The organism is Pseudoalteromonas sp. JB197, from assembly GCF_002332205.1.
Lineage (GTDB): Bacteria > Pseudomonadota > Gammaproteobacteria > Enterobacterales > Alteromonadaceae > Pseudoalteromonas > Pseudoalteromonas nigrifaciens.
In genome coordinates this window covers 1,617,782-1,635,246 of the sequence record NZ_NRGZ01000001.1, presented here as the reverse complement: position 1 = coordinate 1,635,246, position 17,465 = coordinate 1,617,782, and the positions used below count along the sequence as shown (strand labels likewise).

16 protein-coding genes and 9 tRNA genes are annotated in these 17,465 nt (G+C 39.2%); all 25 read left to right on the top strand.

Going from position 1 to position 17,465, the window contains the following annotated elements; genetic code table 11:
• Nucleotides 1-2: 2 nt before the first annotated feature.
• Nucleotides 3-1,010 (top strand): Holliday junction branch migration DNA helicase RuvB, encoded by a 1,008-nt coding sequence (ruvB, locus tag CIK86_RS07715; RefSeq protein WP_011328547.1) that lies wholly within the window; start codon nucleotides 3-5, stop codon nucleotides 1,008-1,010.
• A gap of 1,054 nt (nucleotides 1,011-2,064) precedes the next feature.
• Nucleotides 2,065-2,769 (top strand): protein TolQ, encoded by a 705-nt coding sequence (gene tolQ / locus CIK86_RS07710; protein WP_041454480.1) that lies wholly within the window; start codon nucleotides 2,065-2,067, stop codon nucleotides 2,767-2,769.
• Entirely contained in the window at nucleotides 2,756-3,187 is a 432-nt protein-coding gene (gene tolR, locus CIK86_RS07705) for a protein TolR (RefSeq protein WP_041454479.1), read from the top strand. The genes tolQ and tolR overlap by 14 nt, the downstream gene beginning before the upstream one ends.
• A 4-nt stretch (nucleotides 3,188-3,191) precedes the next feature.
• Nucleotides 3,192-4,097 carry a cell envelope integrity protein TolA gene (tolA, locus tag CIK86_RS07700; RefSeq protein ID WP_086994511.1) on the top strand — a complete coding sequence of 302 codons (906 nt, stop codon included), beginning with the start codon at nucleotides 3,192-3,194 and terminating at the stop codon, nucleotides 4,095-4,097.
• A 9-nt stretch (nucleotides 4,098-4,106) separates the two neighbouring features.
• Nucleotides 4,107-5,465, top strand: coding sequence for a Tol-Pal system beta propeller repeat protein TolB (gene tolB, locus CIK86_RS07695; protein ID WP_011328543.1), 1,359 nt, complete (start codon nucleotides 4,107-4,109; stop codon nucleotides 5,463-5,465).
• Between the two features lie 35 nt (nucleotides 5,466-5,500).
• A complete protein-coding gene (gene pal / locus CIK86_RS07690; RefSeq protein ID WP_011328542.1) occupies nucleotides 5,501-6,043 on the top strand; it encodes a peptidoglycan-associated lipoprotein Pal in 543 nt (180 codons plus the stop codon).
• Between the two features lie 13 nt (nucleotides 6,044-6,056).
• Entirely contained in the window at nucleotides 6,057-6,803 is a 747-nt protein-coding gene (gene ybgF, locus CIK86_RS07685; protein ID WP_086994514.1) for a tol-pal system protein YbgF, read from the top strand.
• A 179-nt stretch (nucleotides 6,804-6,982) separates the two neighbouring features.
• Nucleotides 6,983-7,058, top strand: a tRNA-Lys gene (locus CIK86_RS07680).
• 69 nt (nucleotides 7,059-7,127) lie between these two features.
• Nucleotides 7,128-7,203, top strand: a tRNA-Lys gene (locus CIK86_RS07675).
• Between the two features lie 69 nt (nucleotides 7,204-7,272).
• Nucleotides 7,273-7,348 (top strand) — tRNA-Lys (locus CIK86_RS07670).
• Between the two features lie 85 nt (nucleotides 7,349-7,433).
• Nucleotides 7,434-7,509 (top strand) — tRNA-Lys (locus CIK86_RS07665).
• A 69-nt stretch (nucleotides 7,510-7,578) separates the two neighbouring features.
• Nucleotides 7,579-7,654 (top strand) — tRNA-Lys (locus tag CIK86_RS07660).
• Nucleotides 7,655-7,739: 85 nt separating this feature from the next.
• Nucleotides 7,740-7,815 (top strand) — tRNA-Lys (locus CIK86_RS07655).
• A 69-nt stretch (nucleotides 7,816-7,884) separates the two neighbouring features.
• Nucleotides 7,885-7,960 (top strand) — tRNA-Lys (locus CIK86_RS07650).
• An 85-nt stretch (nucleotides 7,961-8,045) separates the two neighbouring features.
• Nucleotides 8,046-8,121, top strand: a tRNA-Lys gene (locus tag CIK86_RS07645).
• A 145-nt stretch (nucleotides 8,122-8,266) separates the two neighbouring features.
• Complete coding sequence (gene nadA, locus CIK86_RS07640; RefSeq protein WP_058373665.1) at nucleotides 8,267-9,307, top strand: quinolinate synthase NadA; 1,041 nt, start codon at nucleotides 8,267-8,269, stop codon at nucleotides 9,305-9,307.
• 203 nt (nucleotides 9,308-9,510) lie between these two features.
• Nucleotides 9,511-9,600, top strand: a tRNA-Ser gene (locus tag CIK86_RS07635).
• Nucleotides 9,601-9,860: 260 nt separating this feature from the next.
• Nucleotides 9,861-10,037 (top strand): hypothetical protein, encoded by a 177-nt coding sequence (locus CIK86_RS19245; protein WP_176359680.1) that lies wholly within the window; start codon nucleotides 9,861-9,863, stop codon nucleotides 10,035-10,037.
• Nucleotides 10,038-10,131: 94 nt separating this feature from the next.
• The gene (locus tag CIK86_RS07630) at nucleotides 10,132-10,701 is read left to right on the top strand and encodes a WYL domain-containing protein (RefSeq protein ID WP_086996192.1); all 570 of its coding nucleotides are present in this window, start codon (nucleotides 10,132-10,134) and stop codon (nucleotides 10,699-10,701) included.
• A gap of 138 nt (nucleotides 10,702-10,839) precedes the next feature.
• Nucleotides 10,840-13,248 carry a CRISPR-associated helicase/endonuclease Cas3 gene (cas3, locus tag CIK86_RS07625; protein WP_086996195.1) on the top strand — a complete coding sequence of 803 codons (2,409 nt, stop codon included), beginning with the start codon at nucleotides 10,840-10,842 and terminating at the stop codon, nucleotides 13,246-13,248.
• Nucleotides 13,249-13,266: 18 nt separating this feature from the next.
• Entirely contained in the window at nucleotides 13,267-13,812 is a 546-nt protein-coding gene (gene cas6e, locus CIK86_RS07620; RefSeq protein ID WP_086996199.1) for a type I-E CRISPR-associated protein Cas6/Cse3/CasE, read from the top strand.
• A 14-nt stretch (nucleotides 13,813-13,826) separates the two neighbouring features.
• Nucleotides 13,827-14,246, top strand: coding sequence for a type I-E CRISPR-associated protein Cse2/CasB (locus CIK86_RS07615; RefSeq protein ID WP_086996202.1), 420 nt, complete (start codon nucleotides 13,827-13,829; stop codon nucleotides 14,244-14,246).
• 39 nt (nucleotides 14,247-14,285) lie between these two features.
• Nucleotides 14,286-15,311, top strand: coding sequence for a type I-E CRISPR-associated protein Cas7/Cse4/CasC (gene cas7e, locus CIK86_RS07610; RefSeq protein ID WP_086996204.1), 1,026 nt, complete (start codon nucleotides 14,286-14,288; stop codon nucleotides 15,309-15,311).
• A gap of 47 nt (nucleotides 15,312-15,358) precedes the next feature.
• Nucleotides 15,359-16,006: a type I-E CRISPR-associated protein Cas5/CasD gene (gene cas5e, locus CIK86_RS07605; protein ID WP_086996207.1), complete on the top strand. Its 648-nt coding sequence runs from the start codon at nucleotides 15,359-15,361 to the stop codon at nucleotides 16,004-16,006.
• Nucleotides 15,993-17,462 carry a type I-E CRISPR-associated protein Cse1/CasA gene (locus tag CIK86_RS07600; protein ID WP_086996210.1) on the top strand — a complete coding sequence of 490 codons (1,470 nt, stop codon included), beginning with the start codon at nucleotides 15,993-15,995 and terminating at the stop codon, nucleotides 17,460-17,462. The genes cas5e and CIK86_RS07600 overlap by 14 nt, the downstream gene beginning before the upstream one ends.
• The last annotated feature ends 3 nt before the right edge of the window (nucleotides 17,463-17,465 follow it).

Here is a 17,465-nt window from a genome sequence, read left to right as displayed (position 1 = left end):
CTATGATCGAAGCTGATCGCTTAATTGACGCGACTGAAAAACCCAACGAAGACTCTATAGACCGTGCAATTAGGCCAAAATTACTCGCCGATTACCGTGGTCAACCGCATGTTAAACAGCAAATGGAAATTTTTATTGAAGCGGCCCGTAGCCGAGGCGAAGCACTCGATCACCTGCTTATTTTTGGCCCACCAGGTTTGGGTAAAACTACATTAGCTAATATTGTTGCCAACGAGCTGCAGGTAAATATAAAGGCAACCTCAGGGCCAGTGCTCGAAAAAGCCGGTGATTTAGCCGCATTGCTAACCAACCTTGAAGAAGGTGATGTATTATTTATTGATGAAATACACAGGTTAAGCCCACAAGTTGAAGAAATACTCTACCCAGCAATGGAAGACTACCAACTTGATATTATGATAGGTGAAGGCCCAGCAGCACGCTCGATAAAATTAGATTTACCCTCGTTTACGCTTATTGGCGCAACGACTCGCGCGGGTTCGTTAACCTCGCCACTGCGTGACCGCTTTGGTATTGTGCAGCGCTTAGAGTTTTATTCAGTAGAAGACTTATCGTACATAGTAGGGCGATCGGCGCATTTTCTTGATTTAGAAATGTGCGACGAGGGTGCAGTTGAAATTGCTAAACGCTCACGCGGTACCCCCCGTATTGCCAATAGATTACTACGCCGAGTGCGTGACTACACCCAAGTAAAGTCAGACGGTACGGTAAACGCCGAAGTGGCAGAGCTGGCACTTAATATGATAGATGTAGATAAAAGCGGTTTTGATTATATGGATCGTAAGTACTTACTCGCCATTATAGAAAAATTTATGGGCGGCCCAGTTGGGCTCGACAATATAGCTGCAGCTATTGGCGAGGAAAAAGAGACTATTGAAGATGTAATAGAACCCTTTTTAATTCAACAGGGCTTTATTCAGCGTACACCCCGTGGACGAATAGTGTCAGACAACGCATATCATCACTTTGGTTTACTACCAAAGCAAGACTAATAAAAAGCTTTACCCAATTTAAAAAGCCATTGCGATTAATTAATTGCAATGGCTTTTTAGTTTATGCTTAGCCGTGTTTTATGTTGCTTTGCGCTGCCGTTATATTCATTCTATAGGCATGTTATTGGCGCTATACTTGGTGAGTTTTAATGTGGTTGGTATGCGTACTTAAATTTAGCAATAATTCACGATGCGTTAAGTCAATCAAGGCTATTGTGCCTGCTGCTGGTGTTAACTAATAGGTGGCTTGCTGTGGCGCACTAGCTTAGGCTTTATGCAATTGTTATAAACGCTAAAATTGTGATGCTAACTTAATACCTAGGTATTAATGTTATGAAGATTATTTATGGGCAAAAAAAAGCCCGCAAATAATGCGGGCAAACAACAAGTTGAAGGAAGTAATCTTGGGAACTCTATTTTACTTACTTAGGTTTTATCCTAAAAAAGTAAAACAATGTAATACGATGAAATGTCATATTACGAAGAACTGGGTGCAATGAAAACTTTCATTTAATGCGTTAGTTCAGTATGAGGTAATAATACCGAAGAGTTGTTTTTTGTTCAAACTAGAAAATTTATAATTTCAGATAAAAAAAACTAATCTGAATGCTTTTTATGAATGTTCAATTATTGCACGTTAATTAATCGTTAACATTATAACTTTATGAAATTATTTGCTTATATTGTATTTTGCAGTAAATTTCGGTATTAGTTTTACTATTACGTTAAAGTAAACCTTAGGTTGTTTTGCGTGCTTATGCTTATATTTTGAATAAACAGCTAATTTAACTGAGTGTTACCTTTATAATAGCGCATTAATAAACACTAATATTAATTACGCAATTATAATAAACGGGTTATTTTACGGTTTAATAAAAATAAAAGAATTTTTTAACGTTTTTTGTTGTCTATTCATAGCAAGATCGTTGTAAGCGTTAAATACACTATATACACTAGCTACAATTTTAGACGCTTACCCTTTGTAGTTCTGGTGTAAGGTCATATTATCCAAATAAATCAATTTGATGTGTTTTTAATTTTTTAGGAGTTTAACGTGGGATCAGGGCTTAATTTTTTAGATCTAATTCTAGAAGCAAGTTTGCTTGTGCAACTAGTGATGCTAGCGTTAGTAGCGATGTCGGTAATGTCGTGGGCTATTATTTTTCAGCGTAAAAAAGCAATCTCAGACGCTTTAAGCAATGCCAAAAAGTTCGAACAAAAGTTTTGGTCTGGAATTGATTTAAGTAAGCTGTATAGCGAAATTTCATCACGTAGTGGGCAATCAAAAGGTATAGAAGCATTATTTACCGCTGGCTTTAAAGAGTTTGCACGTCATAAAAAAAATACATTTCAAAGTGCTGGCATTGTTATGGAAGGCACACATCGCTCCATGCGCGTGGCGCTTTCGCGTGAGGTAGAAAAATTAGAATCAAGTTTGTCATTTTTAGCAACCGTGGGCTCAATTAGTCCATATATAGGCTTGTTTGGTACAGTATGGGGCATAATGAATGCCTTTATTGCACTGGGCGAAGTTAAGCAAGCTACGCTACAAATGGTAGCACCAGGTATTGCTGAAGCGTTGATTGCTACTGCAATGGGCTTATTTGCAGCTATTCCAGCTGTTATTGCTTATAACCGTTTTGCTAATAAAGTTGAAAAATTAGAAACGCATTACATTAACTTTATGGAAGAGTTTGCTAATATCCTACACCGTCAAGCAGCTACTCAAATAGAGGCCCAAGCGAATGTATCAGCGTAAAAAGCGCCGTCCGGTCGCAGAAATTAATGTAGTGCCTTACATTGATGTAATGTTGGTACTACTAATTATATTTATGGCTACAGCACCACTCATTACTCACGGTGTTAAAGTTGACTTACCAAAAATGGAAGAGTCAGACTTAGTTGATACTAAAGATACGCCACCTATTATTGCCTCTATAGATGCTGATGGCCGATACTATGTAAGCGTAGGCACCGACCCTGAAGAGCCAATGGAAGCGCTAGATGTAGCTGCCGTAATTAAGTTACAGCTGATGAAAAATCCAGATGTACCTGTAATGATAAAAGGCTCGGGCAAAGTGTCATATCAAGAAGTATTACTATTAATGGACTTTTTAAAAAGAGCAGGCGTGCCATCGGTAGGGTTAATGACAGAATCCTTTGAGGGGACGAAGTAGCCTTATGCAAACACCATTAATTAAATCAGTACTTTTACATGTGGCATTAGGTGGGTTTTTGTATGCCACCGCAAATATTCATCCGCCAGCGCCTAAGGTAATGGAAGTTACACTTAACTCGGCTATTCCCGATGTAGATAAAGCGGTGTCTGCGGTAACGGTTGATCAAAAACAGGTTGAGCAAAAAATTGCGCAACTTAGAAAAAAAGAAGACGATCAAAAGCGAGCTGAAGACAAACGTATTCGCGATTTAGAGCGCAGAGCTAGTAATGCGCGCAAAGAGCGAGAATCAGAAGCACGACAAATTAAAAAGTTAGAGCAACAGCGTAAAGCCAAAGAGAAAGAAACGGCAGAGGCGCAAGCACAAGCTAAAAAAGCACGTGCCATAGAGCAGCAAGAACGTGCTAAAGCTAAGCAAGCCGAAAAGCAAAAGCAAGAGTCTGAAAACGCTGCAAAGGCTGCCGCTGATAAACGCAAAGCTGAGGAAGATGCGCTTAAAAAAGCACAAGCTGAACGCAAAAAACGCGAAGAAGAAGCCGAACGTAAGCGTGAGCAAGCAATGCAAGAGCAAATGTTACAAGAGCAACTTGCTAAAGAGCAGGCTGCCCGCAGTAAAATACGCCAACAACAAGTAGTGAGTGAAGTAGATAAGTACCGTGCATTAATAATGGCGCGTATACAGCAAAACTTACTTATTGACGAAAAAATGAAAAATCAGCAGTGCCGAGTTAACATTCGTTTAGGCTTTAATGGCTTAGTAACGCAAGTGACTTCATTAGGCGGCGATAGATTAGTGTGTGAAGCTGCATTAAGAGCGGTGCGTATGGCCGACACATTACCGGTATCAAAAGATAAAGACGTATTCGACCAACTTAAGAATATAAATTTAACAATCAAGCCAGAATTTTAAAGGAATGATATGTTCAACAAAGTAAAAGTAGCCTGTTTAATTTTATTATTGGGTTTTCAGGGCGTTGCAAATGCAGCTCTGGAAATTGTAATAACAGAGGGTATAGATGGCGCACGACCAATTGCTATTGTGCCATTTAAGTATCAAGGTATTGGCCCTATTCCACAAAAAATCAGCGAAGTTATTGCTGCAGATTTAATGCGCAGTGGTAAATTTAAGCCTGTAGATGTAGCACAAATGCCGCAACAGCCAAGTAAAGATAGCGATATTAACTATGCTTCTTGGGTAAACAAAGGAGTAGAGGCGATATTAGTTGGCGAAGTTGAGCAGCAATCTAATGGCCGCTACTTGGTACGTTATGAACTGGTTGATGTTATTCGTGGGCAAATTACCGGTGGTCAAACGCAAATGATGACTAACGGTAAATTGATTAAAAACCAAGACCATATTTTAGAAGCACGTGAAAGTATTATTAGCGACACCGGCTTTCGTCGTTATTCACACCGTATAAGTGATGTGATTTACGAAAAGTTAACCGGTGAAAAAGGCGCATTTTTAACTAAAATAGCCTATGTTATAGTACGCGATAATGACGACAGACCTTATCAATTGGTAGTTTCTGATTACGATGGTTTTAATGAGCAAGTATTACTGCGCTCTAAAGAGCCGTTAATGTCGCCAGCATGGTCGCCCGATGGCACTAAGTTAGCCTATGTAACGTTTGAAAATCGTCAGAGCCAAATTTACATTCAAGACTTATACTCAGGAAAACGTGAATTGGTTACTAGTTACCCTGGTATTAACGGTGCACCGCAGTTTTCGCCCGATGGTAAAAAGCTACTGTTAGTACTTTCAAAAGATAAAACCGGTGCAACCGAAGTTTATTTACTAGACTTAGTAACACGCAAAGAAACGCGTCTTACTCGTCATCGCAGTATAGATACAGAGCCATCGTGGCATCCAAATGGCCAAGATATTGTATTTACATCTGAAAGGGGTGGTAATGCTCAGATTTATAAGTTAAATTTAAAAACTGGCAGGACACAAAGATTAAGCTTTGACGGTGATATGAACCTAGCTGGTTCAATAACACCCGATGGCAAAGAATTAGTGATGGTTAACCGTACCAACGGGCAGTACCATCTTGCTAAAAAAGAGCTGGCTACAGGTGCGTTTCAAGTATTAACACGAACTCGCCTTGATGAATCACCGAGTATAGCGCCAAATGGCTCGATGATTATATATAGCACGCTTCATAATAATAAACAGGTACTTGCGCTGGTATCGATGGACGGTCGCTTTAAAGCACGGTTACCTGTGCTAGACGGACAAGTAAAGGCGCCAGCTTGGTCGCCATATTTACAGTAATAATTGCTGGTTTACTCAAAATAGGAATCTACTCAATGCAACTTAATAAAATACTTAAAGGCCTGCTAATTGCTGTGCCAGTAATGGCTTTAGCAGCTTGTAGCTCATCTTCAGATATTGATGAAGGCGCAGCTAACCAATCAAATCAAGGTATGGTTGAGCAATCAACAAATACTGACACAGTTGAAGTAGCGACAATTTCGCCAGAGCAACGTGCAGAAGAGCAACTTCGTCAAAAATACGAAGCACTTCGTCAAGAGCAAGTAATTTACTTTGATTTTGATAAAGCGACAGTTGAAGGCAAGTACGCTGATTTATTACGCGCACACGCTGAGTTTTTAGTTCAAAACTCATCTGTTAAAGTACTTATTGAAGGCCACGCAGATGAGCGCGGTACGCCAGAGTACAATATTGCACTAGGTGAGCACCGTGGCCAAGCAGTTGAAAAATACCTACAAAGCTTAGGTGTTTCTGCAAGCCAAATGTCAGTGGTAAGCTACGGTGAAGAGAAACCTATGGTTAAATCTCGCACTGAATCAGCTTTCGCTAAAAACCGCCGTGCGGTACTAGTTTACTAAGATAAGAGATATTATGAAGCCGAAAATTATTTTGGCAGCCATGATATTGAGCGGGAGCACCCAGTTAATGGCTGCTCCCGCTCCTGTTTCAGAAGCTGCAAGTTCACAATCGAGTATTGAAAAGCGTTTAGCGTCGTTAGAGAACATGATGCAACAACGTAACTTTTTACAAGTTGAGTTACAGCAACAGCTTAATTTATTGCAAGATGAAGTGAGCCAAATTCGTGGTGTAACCGAAGAGCAAAGTTATAAGCTAGAAAAAGTGCTGCAGCGTCAGCGCGAGCTTTATCAAGAAATTGAAAACCGCGTTAGCCAAGCTTATAGTCAACCGGCTGTCACAGCGCCTGGAGTTGATCACACGCAAGCAAGCGATACTCAGACATACAGTGCCGATTTATCTGAAAACGAAGCATACGAGCGTGCTGTTGCGTTAATAATGAAAGATAAACGCTATGATCAGGCGATCCCAGAGTTTCAAACTTTTTTAACTACCTACCCAAATTCTGTGTATACATCAAATGCACATTATTGGCTTGGGCAGCTGCTCACGATAAAAAATAACCCAGCTAAAGCAACGGAGCATTTTAAAGTGGTGGTTAATGAATTTCCAAATTCAAATAAGCGCCCAGATGCCATGTTAAAGTTAGGCACTTTGCTACAAGAGCAAAATTTAGCAGCCGAAGCGCAAAAAATACTGAACGATTTAATTAATCAGTATCCAAGTACCACTGCTGCAAAATTGGCCACAAAGCGCTTATAAAATTAATACAAGAGACTTGATTAGGCTGCTTTTTGTCATAAGCGGTCTAAAATTGTTCAGCTAAGCATAAAAACTTAAAAAAAGAGACAATTTCGGTTGCACTCATTTTATAAATAAGTATTATAAGCGCCCGCAGCAAACGAATGGTTACCCCACTCGAAATGCGACAAAAATAGAGCGGGTCATTAGCTCAGTTGGTAGAGCAGTTGACTTTTAATCAATTGGTCGATGGTTCAAATCCATCATGCCCCACCATTCTTTATATTTAAGAATGGCTGGAATCGGCGGATTTACGTAAGCTTAATTAAATTAAGTGCATAGAGCGGGGCATTAGCTCAGTTGGTAGAGCAGTTGACTTTTAATCAATTGGTCGATGGTTCAAATCCATCATGCCCCACCATTCTTTATATTTAAGAATGGCTGGAATCGGCGGATTTACGTAAGCTTAATTAAATTAAGTGCATAGAGCGGGGCATTAGCTCAGTTGGTAGAGCAGTTGACTTTTAATCAATTGGTCGATGGTTCAAATCCATCATGCCCCACCATTCTATGAGCAGTGAAAGTAAAGTATTAGTCGGCGGATTTACGCAAGTAACTAAACAGCAATGTTTGCTAGTTAGTTATCAGAGCGGGGCATTAGCTCAGTTGGTAGAGCAGTTGACTTTTAATCAATTGGTCGATGGTTCAAATCCATCATGCCCCACCATTCTTTATATTTAAGAATGGCTGGAATCGGCGGATTTACGTAAGCTTAATTAAATTAAGTGCATAGAGCGGGGCATTAGCTCAGTTGGTAGAGCAGTTGACTTTTAATCAATTGGTCGATGGTTCAAATCCATCATGCCCCACCATTCTATGAGCAGTGAAAGTAAAGTATTAGTCGGCGGATTTACGCAAGTAACTAAACAGCAATGTTTGCTAGTTAGTTATCAGAGCGGGGCATTAGCTCAGTTGGTAGAGCAGTTGACTTTTAATCAATTGGTCGATGGTTCAAATCCATCATGCCCCACCATTCTTTATATTTAAGAATGGCTGGAATCGGCGGATTTACGTAAGCTTAATTAAATTAAGTGCATAGAGCGGGGCATTAGCTCAGTTGGTAGAGCAGTTGACTTTTAATCAATTGGTCGATGGTTCAAATCCATCATGCCCCACCATTCTATGAGCAGTGAAAGTAAAGTATTAGTCGGCGGATTTACGCAAGTAACTAAACAGCAATGTTTGCTAGTTAGTTATCAGAGCGGGGCATTAGCTCAGTTGGTAGAGCAGTTGACTTTTAATCAATTGGTCGATGGTTCAAATCCATCATGCCCCACCATTTTTAGACAATCCCTTCTTAATAGCGTCTTTTTAAAACTTCAACTTTTTATTTATAAACACCTTGAGCAGATAGCTGTTATTTAGCTTTATATTCTCGTATAATTCATCGTAATTAATGCAATATAGATGAAGTGGTCGAGAACATGAGTCTAGCTCAAACTATTATGCCTGAAGGCTATATTTTCCCTCCTAAGCCAGCACCGTTAACACAAAACGAACAAGGCGAATACAAAGCACGTATAAAGCAACTACTGCAAGAAAAAAATGCCGTATTAGTTGCCCATTACTATACCGATCCTGAAATACAAGCACTAGCCGAAGAAACCGGCGGCTGCGTTGCCGACTCGCTAGAAATGGCGCGTTTTGGTACACGCCACGATGCCGACATGATCATTGTAGCGGGTGTGCGTTTTATGGGTGAAACCGCAAAAATATTAACGCCTAACAAAACCGTGGTTATGCCAACGCTCGAAGCAACTTGTTCGTTAGACATAGGTTGCCCGGTAGATGAATTCTCAGCGTTTTGCGATCAGCACCCCGACCGCACAGTAGTAGTGTATGCAAATACTTCTACCGCAGTAAAAGCGCGTGCAGATTGGATTGTAACCTCATCGTGTGCACTGGAAATTGTTGAGCACTTAGACGAACTAGGTGAAAAAATAATTTGGGGCCCAGACAAGCACCTAGGTAGCTATATTCAAAAGAATACCGGCGCAGATATGATCATGTGGAATGGTGCATGTATCGTTCATGACGAGTTTAAAACTAAAGCCCTAAAAGACATGAAAGCGCTGCACCCAGATGCGGGCGTACTCGTACATCCAGAGTCGCCAGAGGAAATTGTTGCCCTTGCTGATGCGGTTGGTTCAACCAGCCAGTTAATAAAAGCAGCGCAAACAATGAGCAACAAAAAGTTTATTGTAGCAACTGACCGCGGTATTTTTTATAAAATGCAGCAACTATGCCCAGACAAAGAATTCTTCGCCGCTCCAACTGCCGGTGAAGGCGCTTCATGTAAAACATGTGCGCATTGCCCTTGGATGGCAATGAACGGCTTAAAAGCGATTGAAGAAGCTCTGATAGACCCCAAAGGTAAAGAAGTGTTTGTTGACATGGACTTACGCGAAGGCGCACTTAAATCACTTAACCGCATGCTTGACTTTACCGCCACAATGGCAAAGTAAAATTAACGAATATAAAAACGCACGTTAAGTTAACGCTTAAAAAACGGTTATGCCACCCGCATAGCCGTTTTTTGTGCACAGCATAAAAAATATGAATGATAAGTGAGCAGTTAAAAGCTCAAAACTAAAAATGCCTTGCACCTATGGCGGCTATTTCATACTATAGCGCGCTTGTTGCACTACCTAGTATGTAGCAACGCCGTGGAGGGATGGCTGAGTGGCTGAAGGCGCACGCCTGGAAAGTGTGTTTAGGTTAATCCCTAACGAGGGTTCGAATCCCTCTCCCTCCACCATTATTCAATATCAGGACGTCTTATGACGTCCTTTTTTGTGCCTGTAATAAATATAAATCAATGGCTTGGCGTTTCACCTCGTCCCATGCTGTTTCACCCAAGCTAAGGTTTTTAGTATACCTGATAGTATACCCAGAGAAATGATCCACGCTCAGGTATACAAAAAAAAAGAATTAATACAGCACACAGGCTTGGCTTAGAGTTGCAATAATAATTTATTTTGATACTTTGTAAGTAGGAATCTTCAGCTAAGGAAAAGCATGAGCCTGCAACTAAGCTACGACGTCGTTCAACGTTTTTATTTCATAGAACTTATTATTTTTTGGGAAGGGCGGCTGACCACTAATCACCTGCAACAGCATTTTAATATTACTCGTTCAAGTGCATCTAAATATATTCAAGATTACTTACAATGTTACCCTCATTCATTAGTATAATGCTTCAAAAAAAGGGTATGAGCAAACCGCGAAGTTTACACCCACTCAGGGTTTAAGTGACTTAGGCAGCTATTTAAATATTACAGCACAAAGTATGCAAAGCCACGCATTAAACCATTTTACCAGCATGGCATCGCCACTCGTGCCGGTGCAGCCCAGTAAAGTAATGGGAATTTTACAGGCGCTAAAGTATAAGCAACGCATTGATGTAGGGTATATGTCGTTATCGAGCCCCGAGTTTGAGTCGCGCATAATTAGCCCGCATAACCTTGTTTTTGACGGCAGCCGCTGGCATGTGCGCGCCTATTGTGAAAAAAACCGCGACTTTCGCGATTTTGTATTAACCCGTTTTAATGGCGATTGTGAGATTGAAGGCGATGCATTATTTGCTCAACATCACGACACATTATGGCAAACAATACTCAATGTGAGTATTGAGCCCGACCCACGGTTAACTCCAAATAAAGCGCATATTATTGCTCTCGATCACCAAATGACTTTACAACCTAATGGACTCTGTAAACGCACCTTGCAAGTACGTGCCGCCTTATTACTTTATCTTTTAAAACAACTACGTGTAGATAGTTATCAAGCAAACCCAGCCGCGCAGCAAATAATATTAAGTCCTGACTGTTTAGCTGAGTTACAGCCTTACATGCCATAACTTTAAAGAGCAAACTAACGGTTTAAGTTATTAAAAAACCTGCCTAAAAATACGACAGGTGATAAACGTACAGTGTTGCTCATAAACCTAGCAAGCAGTAGGGTAAACAAAAATAAATAACAAGGAAGGGAAAATATAATGGGTATACCAAGTTATTTTAAATACTGGGGAAAAGCAAAGCGAGATCCGCTGCAAAACGGCGCTGATTATCACTTGCTGGTTTATCACTGTTTGGATGTGGCAGCGGTAGTCGATATATGGCTAGATGAATCAAGTGTCATTTTAAAACAAATCGCGCAACAAATTAATTGCTCCCAATCTGAAGCTAAAGCAATCGTATTATTTTATGTTTTACTCCATGACTTAGGTAAATTTGATGCTCGCTTTCAAAATTTTGCTGAAGAAATAAGAATAGAATTACAAGGCAATGAATTCGAAGTTGAGCCAGAAAAGTATGCCCATGGGTCGCATGGTTACCTGCACTTTATTCAGCAATATGGACATAATGAAGCAATGAAAGCGGTTGCTGGACATCACGGTTTTTGCGACACATCAATTGATCGTAATTTAATTGACCCAGACGCGGATGAAGAATTAGTAGAGCTTGATAAACAAGCGCGGCAAGATTGGATTGATTTTTGTCTCACGTTTACAGGTTTAACCGCAATTCCTGATGTTGGCGATATTCCAATGCTTGCTGGTCTGTGCAGTGTAGCTGATTGGATTGGCTCTTCTATAACCAATTTCACTAAAGATCAAACGCTTAACATAAAAAAGTATTATAAAAAAGCACTGCCAAGAGCAAAAGACGCATTACTTGAATCAGGTGTGCTAAACAAGATTAACGGTTCAGGCTTTGACTTTTTATTTACCCCATATCAACCTCGAGGAATTCAAACCTTACTAGCTAAACTACCTTTAAAAACAGGCTTAACGGTGGTTGAGTCTGATACGGGATCAGGTAAAACTGAGTTTGCATTGGCTTATGCTTCAGTGTTAATTGAGCAAAAGATAGCTGATGGTATTGTTTTTGGGCTTCCTACACAAGCAACGGCAAATGGATTATTTGATCGGATTGGCGAAGCCGCCTTTAAACTTTTTCCGGATAGCACACTTACCCTCGCTCATGGTAAATCAAAGTATTTATTCCCAGATGAAAATGGCTTTTTACATCAATCAAATAAACGCGCTTTTTTGGGTTCTATGTCGGTAGCAACAGTCGATCAGATTTTAATGGGTGTTTTAGGCATAAAACATCAGTTTATACGTTCGTTTGGTACACGAAAATCAGTATTAATTCTTGATGAAATTCATAGTTTTGATGCATACATGTATGCACTGATTGATAAAGTTATTAAGGGGCAACATCAAGCATTTTCTAACGTTATTTTATTATCAGCTACGTTATCTTTATCGTTAAAAAATAAATTACTAAAACCTTATGCAGGTAGAGCAAAAAGCAATGCGTATCCACTCGTAACGCATGTTGATTTAGACGGTAACACCCAAGAATACTCACTGGAATCATCTGATAAAAAGAAATATATAACGATTGAAAATTGGTTCTCAGAAGATTTATTGCCTTCCTCTGAGCAACAAATAACATTATTAGAGCATGCCAAAGCAGGTGCCGTTATTGGTGTTATTTGTAATACAGTTGCGGACGCACAAGGCTTATATACTCAATTGAAACGTTTAGCAGCAGAAAGGGAGATTGAAGTTGATCTATTTCATGCACGCTACACTTATGCAGATAGAGCAAAAATAGAAAATGAAGTTCTACAAACTTATGGCAAAAACGCACCTCGTAAAGGGCGTATTTTAGTTGCAACTCAAGTTGTTGAGCAGTCACTTGACTTAGATTTTGACATTATGGTTAGTCAAATAGCCCCAATAGAGTTTTTAATGCAGCGTATGGGGAGGTTGTGGCGACATAATCGTATTAATACGTCACTCCACACTCGTTGTAATAGAATAAAAAAGCCAACATTTATTACTTTATTACCAAGCCAGAAGATTAGTAATTGGAGCAGTCATTACCAGGGTAGTGGCTTTGTGTATAGAAACATCCGAGTGCTTTTTAGAACCGAGCAGTATTTGCAGCAAACAGACACTTTAACTTTCCCAGATTGCTATCGTCAGGCAATTGAATATGTACATGCTGAACAACCATACCCAAATGAGGCGTTAGAGCTAACTAACTTATACGATAAGTACCAAATTGAGCAAGAAGGCTCAGCTTATACAGCAAAAATGTACAGTGTACTTGATTCAAAGCCGTTAACAGATGTCGATCCTCGTTGCGTATTATTAACCCGCGAAGGTGAAATGACGGCAACGGTTGTGCTTATTGACGAGCAAGGTGGGTTATTACATGGAGGTGACTATAAAGAACAACAAGACAGAGAGCGTAGTACCGTTGCTATTGCTAAAAAGTATGCTAAAGGCAAGCAAGACAGTGATTTTCATTGCATCAAAGCAGTAGTAAACAAAGACATTGAATACGGCGAGTTAGGTGTTGTATTACCTAATTTGAAAAAACAATAAATTTAAAAAGGAGGCTCTATGTTCATATCTATGGTGGCATTAAATACGGCCGATAGTTATTTACAACATCAGGCAATTTGGAGTTTATTTCCAAAAACACCAGATAGAAAACGTGACCATTTATTTAGAGTTGAAAATAAGTCAGATTCAGGCCAGGTAACCGTGCTCTTACAGTCAAGTACTCAACCAAAAAGTAGTGATAGTGCAAAGGTATTACAGAGCAAGGAGTTCGCACCTCAATTAAACAATGAAGAGTTTTATAAATTTAAGTTATTAGCATACCCAACTAAGTGCATTAGCCAAGGCAAGCGAGTTGTAGAAATTCATGATGAAGACCTACAAGTAGAATGGCTGCATAAAAAGTTATCGGGTGCCAATGTTAATGTAACCGCGATAGATAGCGTATTAGTGAAAAGTAAAAAAAGCTTTAATAGCCGTTATGTTTGCTTTGAAGGGATTTTACAAGTTACTAATGCAGAACAAGTTTATCAGGCTTTAATTATGGGTATTGGTCGACAAAAACACGCCGGCGCAGGTTTATTGTCTTTGGCTAAAGCCAGTTAATTTAAGGAATACTTATGTACAACAGAATATATACAGCCTACTTAAATTTAACGAAAGGCGATCAGGCTGAACTTAAGCGCTGTAACTTAAAAAAGTTAGCTAATTGTCCTGCATATTTTCGCGTTTTAAAATTTTCAGGAGCACAAGATAATGCGCAGACGCAGCGTATTTTATTTTTACTCGTATCTATTAAAGTCACAGCAGATCCAGAATCAGATTCGGTCGCTCTTGCGCTTTTAAAAGCGGGTGTAAAAGAAACGCAAATTATTCAAATTACACGCAGTGGTGATAATGCAATTGAATACTTAAAACGACAACTTATCCGGTGTGAAAATATAAGTTTATCTAGTTTAGGGAAGTTAGCTCAATATTGGGGAGAGCAAGCAAGACGCGAGCTTTTAAAAGAGTTTATTTTGGCACAAATTGACGATTAGTTTGGTAACACTCATTTTATAAAAATTAAGGAAATTACAATGACTACTTTTATCAATATTCACGCATTAATATCACATCCTTCTTCAATGATGAATCGTGATGATTCTGGCTTACAAAAAACAGCCGTCTTTGGTGGAACCACACGCAGTAGAATTTCAAGCCAGTGTTTAAAACGTGCCATCCGCCAAAGTGACTTATACAAAAGTAATGTAGAGGAGCTATCAATTAGAACTAACAGGTTTGATGATCTACTCAAGCTTTGTATTGAAAAACTACCTGAATTTGATGCTAAAACAATTGAAGATGTTTTAGAAAATATGGGTTCTAAAATAAAAACAGAAACAGATAAAGACACTAAAGAAAAACGTCGTTACTTTGATGCTGTACAGCCATATTCATTAGGTGCTATACGCGAAGCCATTCATATTGTACAAGCGGGTACAGAACTAAAAGAAATTAAAAAAATTGTGCAATTACCCACTATTGATGTTGCATTATCAGGGCGAATGGACGCAAGTTGCCCTGAACGCAATGTAGAAGCGGCGATGAGCGTAGCACACAGTTTAACTACTCACAGCGCAGATATTGAAGTTGATTGGTTTACAGCGTGTGATGACTTAGCAGAGCAAGGATCAGGGCACATTGGTACAAATGAATTCAGCTCTGGTGTGTTTTATCGTTATGCATCAATTAACGTAGACCTACTAGCGGAAAATATTAAAAAATCAATTGAGGAAACTACCAGCATAGTAACCACTATTATAAATTGTTTTGCACAGGTTTCACCTTCAGCTAAACAAAAAACGTTTGCCGCTCATAATAAGGCTGATTTTGTATTGTGTACTTGCTCAAACCAACCATTATCCCTTGCGAATGCTTTTAGAAAGCCAATTCCCAATACTGGAGAAGTGATGGAAGCATCTATTCAAAGTTTAGTAACGCATTACGAAAACCTAGTTGATGGTTATGAATTAGAGTCTCAGGCTAAAGCATTCGATATGACCAATACCGCTCAGAGCGAAAAAATCACAATGGTGAATAAAATTAGCGATTTAACATTTTAATACCTGTTATTCACTAAATTGCTACAGAATGCAAAAGGGCGTTAACTATGAAAACGTTAATTTTAAAAACAGAAGGTTTGTCAGCATATGGCTTGCAAACCTTTGATGTTCACCGCAGAGCTAATCACTTTCCAACACGTTCTGCGATTATTGGTTTACTTGCTGCCGCGCTTGGTATTACGCGCAAAGAACAAGGTAGGCTTTTTGAATTATCTGAAAGTGTGCAGGTGGCAGTTCAAGTTAATAATGCGGGTGAAAAAATAATGGACTACCACACAGTGCAAAATTTTCGCAGCCCACAGGGAAAAATTCAAAAGGGCGTTAAACCTACTTACAGGGAATACTGGTGTGATAGTGAATATACGTTTGCTATTACAGCCAGTGAACAGTTAATTAAACAGCTAACTTATGCAGTGAAAGCGCCACAGTTTACTTTGTTTCAAGGGAGAAAATCGTGCCCGTTGACGCGACCTTTGTTTGAAACAGTGATGGATCAAACTAATCCGTCTACTGCTTTAAAAGAGCATGGTGAGAACGGGCAAATTTTTAGTGATATACAAGGTGAAAACCATGTCGCTACGTTGCAAGTACGAGACAAACTAACCTCTATTTTTAGAAAATATGCAATGAGAACAGTATTTGTTAGTGGGCAAATGATTAAAAAAGATCAGGAGGTATTGAATGAACTTACTTAAAGATCCTTTTATCGCTACAACCGTTGGTAAAGTTTCTTTAAAAGAGGTTTTAACTTCAGATTCTGATTATCAACTCCAGTACTTTTTTGACGAAACCCAGTTAGCCATGCTGCAAATGTTAGCGTCGCTTACAACGGTCGTATTAAAGCCAACAATCGCTGAGTTGAAAGACTATTTAGCGAATGGTTTAACGACGGAACAGTATGAAAAAGCACTTGAGGAGATAGAAGTAGAATGGTTTGAAGAGACGCGTTTTATGCGTTTACCATTTCCTGCCAACTCAAAAATTGCAGATGGACCAATTACTAAATTAGTTTCAGGAATTGAATGTGGTGGTTCAGCAAATGCTTTAGGATTATTTTCAGACCCACAGAGTGTAAGTCAATCTTGTTCAGATTGTACTCATGTTCTTAATTACAATTTGCACATGAACATTAAAGGTGAATGTTTTGGTCCAACAGGAGCAACAGGTATAAGGGGCGGTGGTTCAATAACTACCTTAATCGCAGGCGATACACTCAAAGCAACCTTATTATTAAATACAGTAGCGATTGATTTCTATGATGAATGTTCAGCACTAGATGAAACAGCAGAAACACGCTACATGTGGGATTTACCTCCTTCAGGAGCTGTCTACCAAGCACAAAATATTGGGTTAGAAAGAGGTTTATTTGCACTTGCATATTATATTGATTTTCAGATGGTTGAGCAGTCTGGATGCTGCCATATTTGCGGCTCTAAAACAGAAAAAGTAGCTAGAAATTTTCAGCGAATAAAGTTTACCGGTACATATGGCTCCACGAAGAATGGACGTGATAATGGCGCTGGTTGGTGGTTGCACCCTTATACGCCGAGAATGGAAAAAGAAGATGGAACATATGCTGTGTGCGCAAGAGATCAAAACTGGCAATCTTGGCAGGAGTTAACATCTTATATTGTTGGTAAGGAAACTGACAAAGCGATAGTGAAACCCGCTTTTATTTTTAATCAATTTCAAAATAAATTAGGGCGAGGAAAGGCGAATATACTCATTGGCGGTAATATTGCTGATCAAGGTTCAATAACCGGGCGTGTTTATGATTTGTATTCTATGCCTTCTTCACTATCAAAAAATAATAGGCGTATCTCTCAAGTTATAGATGCAGGACTTGAGCAAAAAGATAAGCTTTCTCAATCGTTTAATAAAATGTTTGGAGTTGGTTACGATAAAAACTTTGTAGGAGGAATTAAAAAGCAGGCAATGCAACGCTTTACCTCTAATGCGCAACAAATTATTCAACAAATTTTATTAGATGTAGATAGAAAAGAAGCGTCGCAATTAAGAAAAGACGCGATCACAGCGCTAAATACTGAAGCAAAATCCATATTTAAATCAGTACAGCGTAAATATCAGCATGATTTACCTTTATTTAAAGCGTTAGTAAAAGGTGAGTATGTACTTTATAAAGCTAACTAAAGT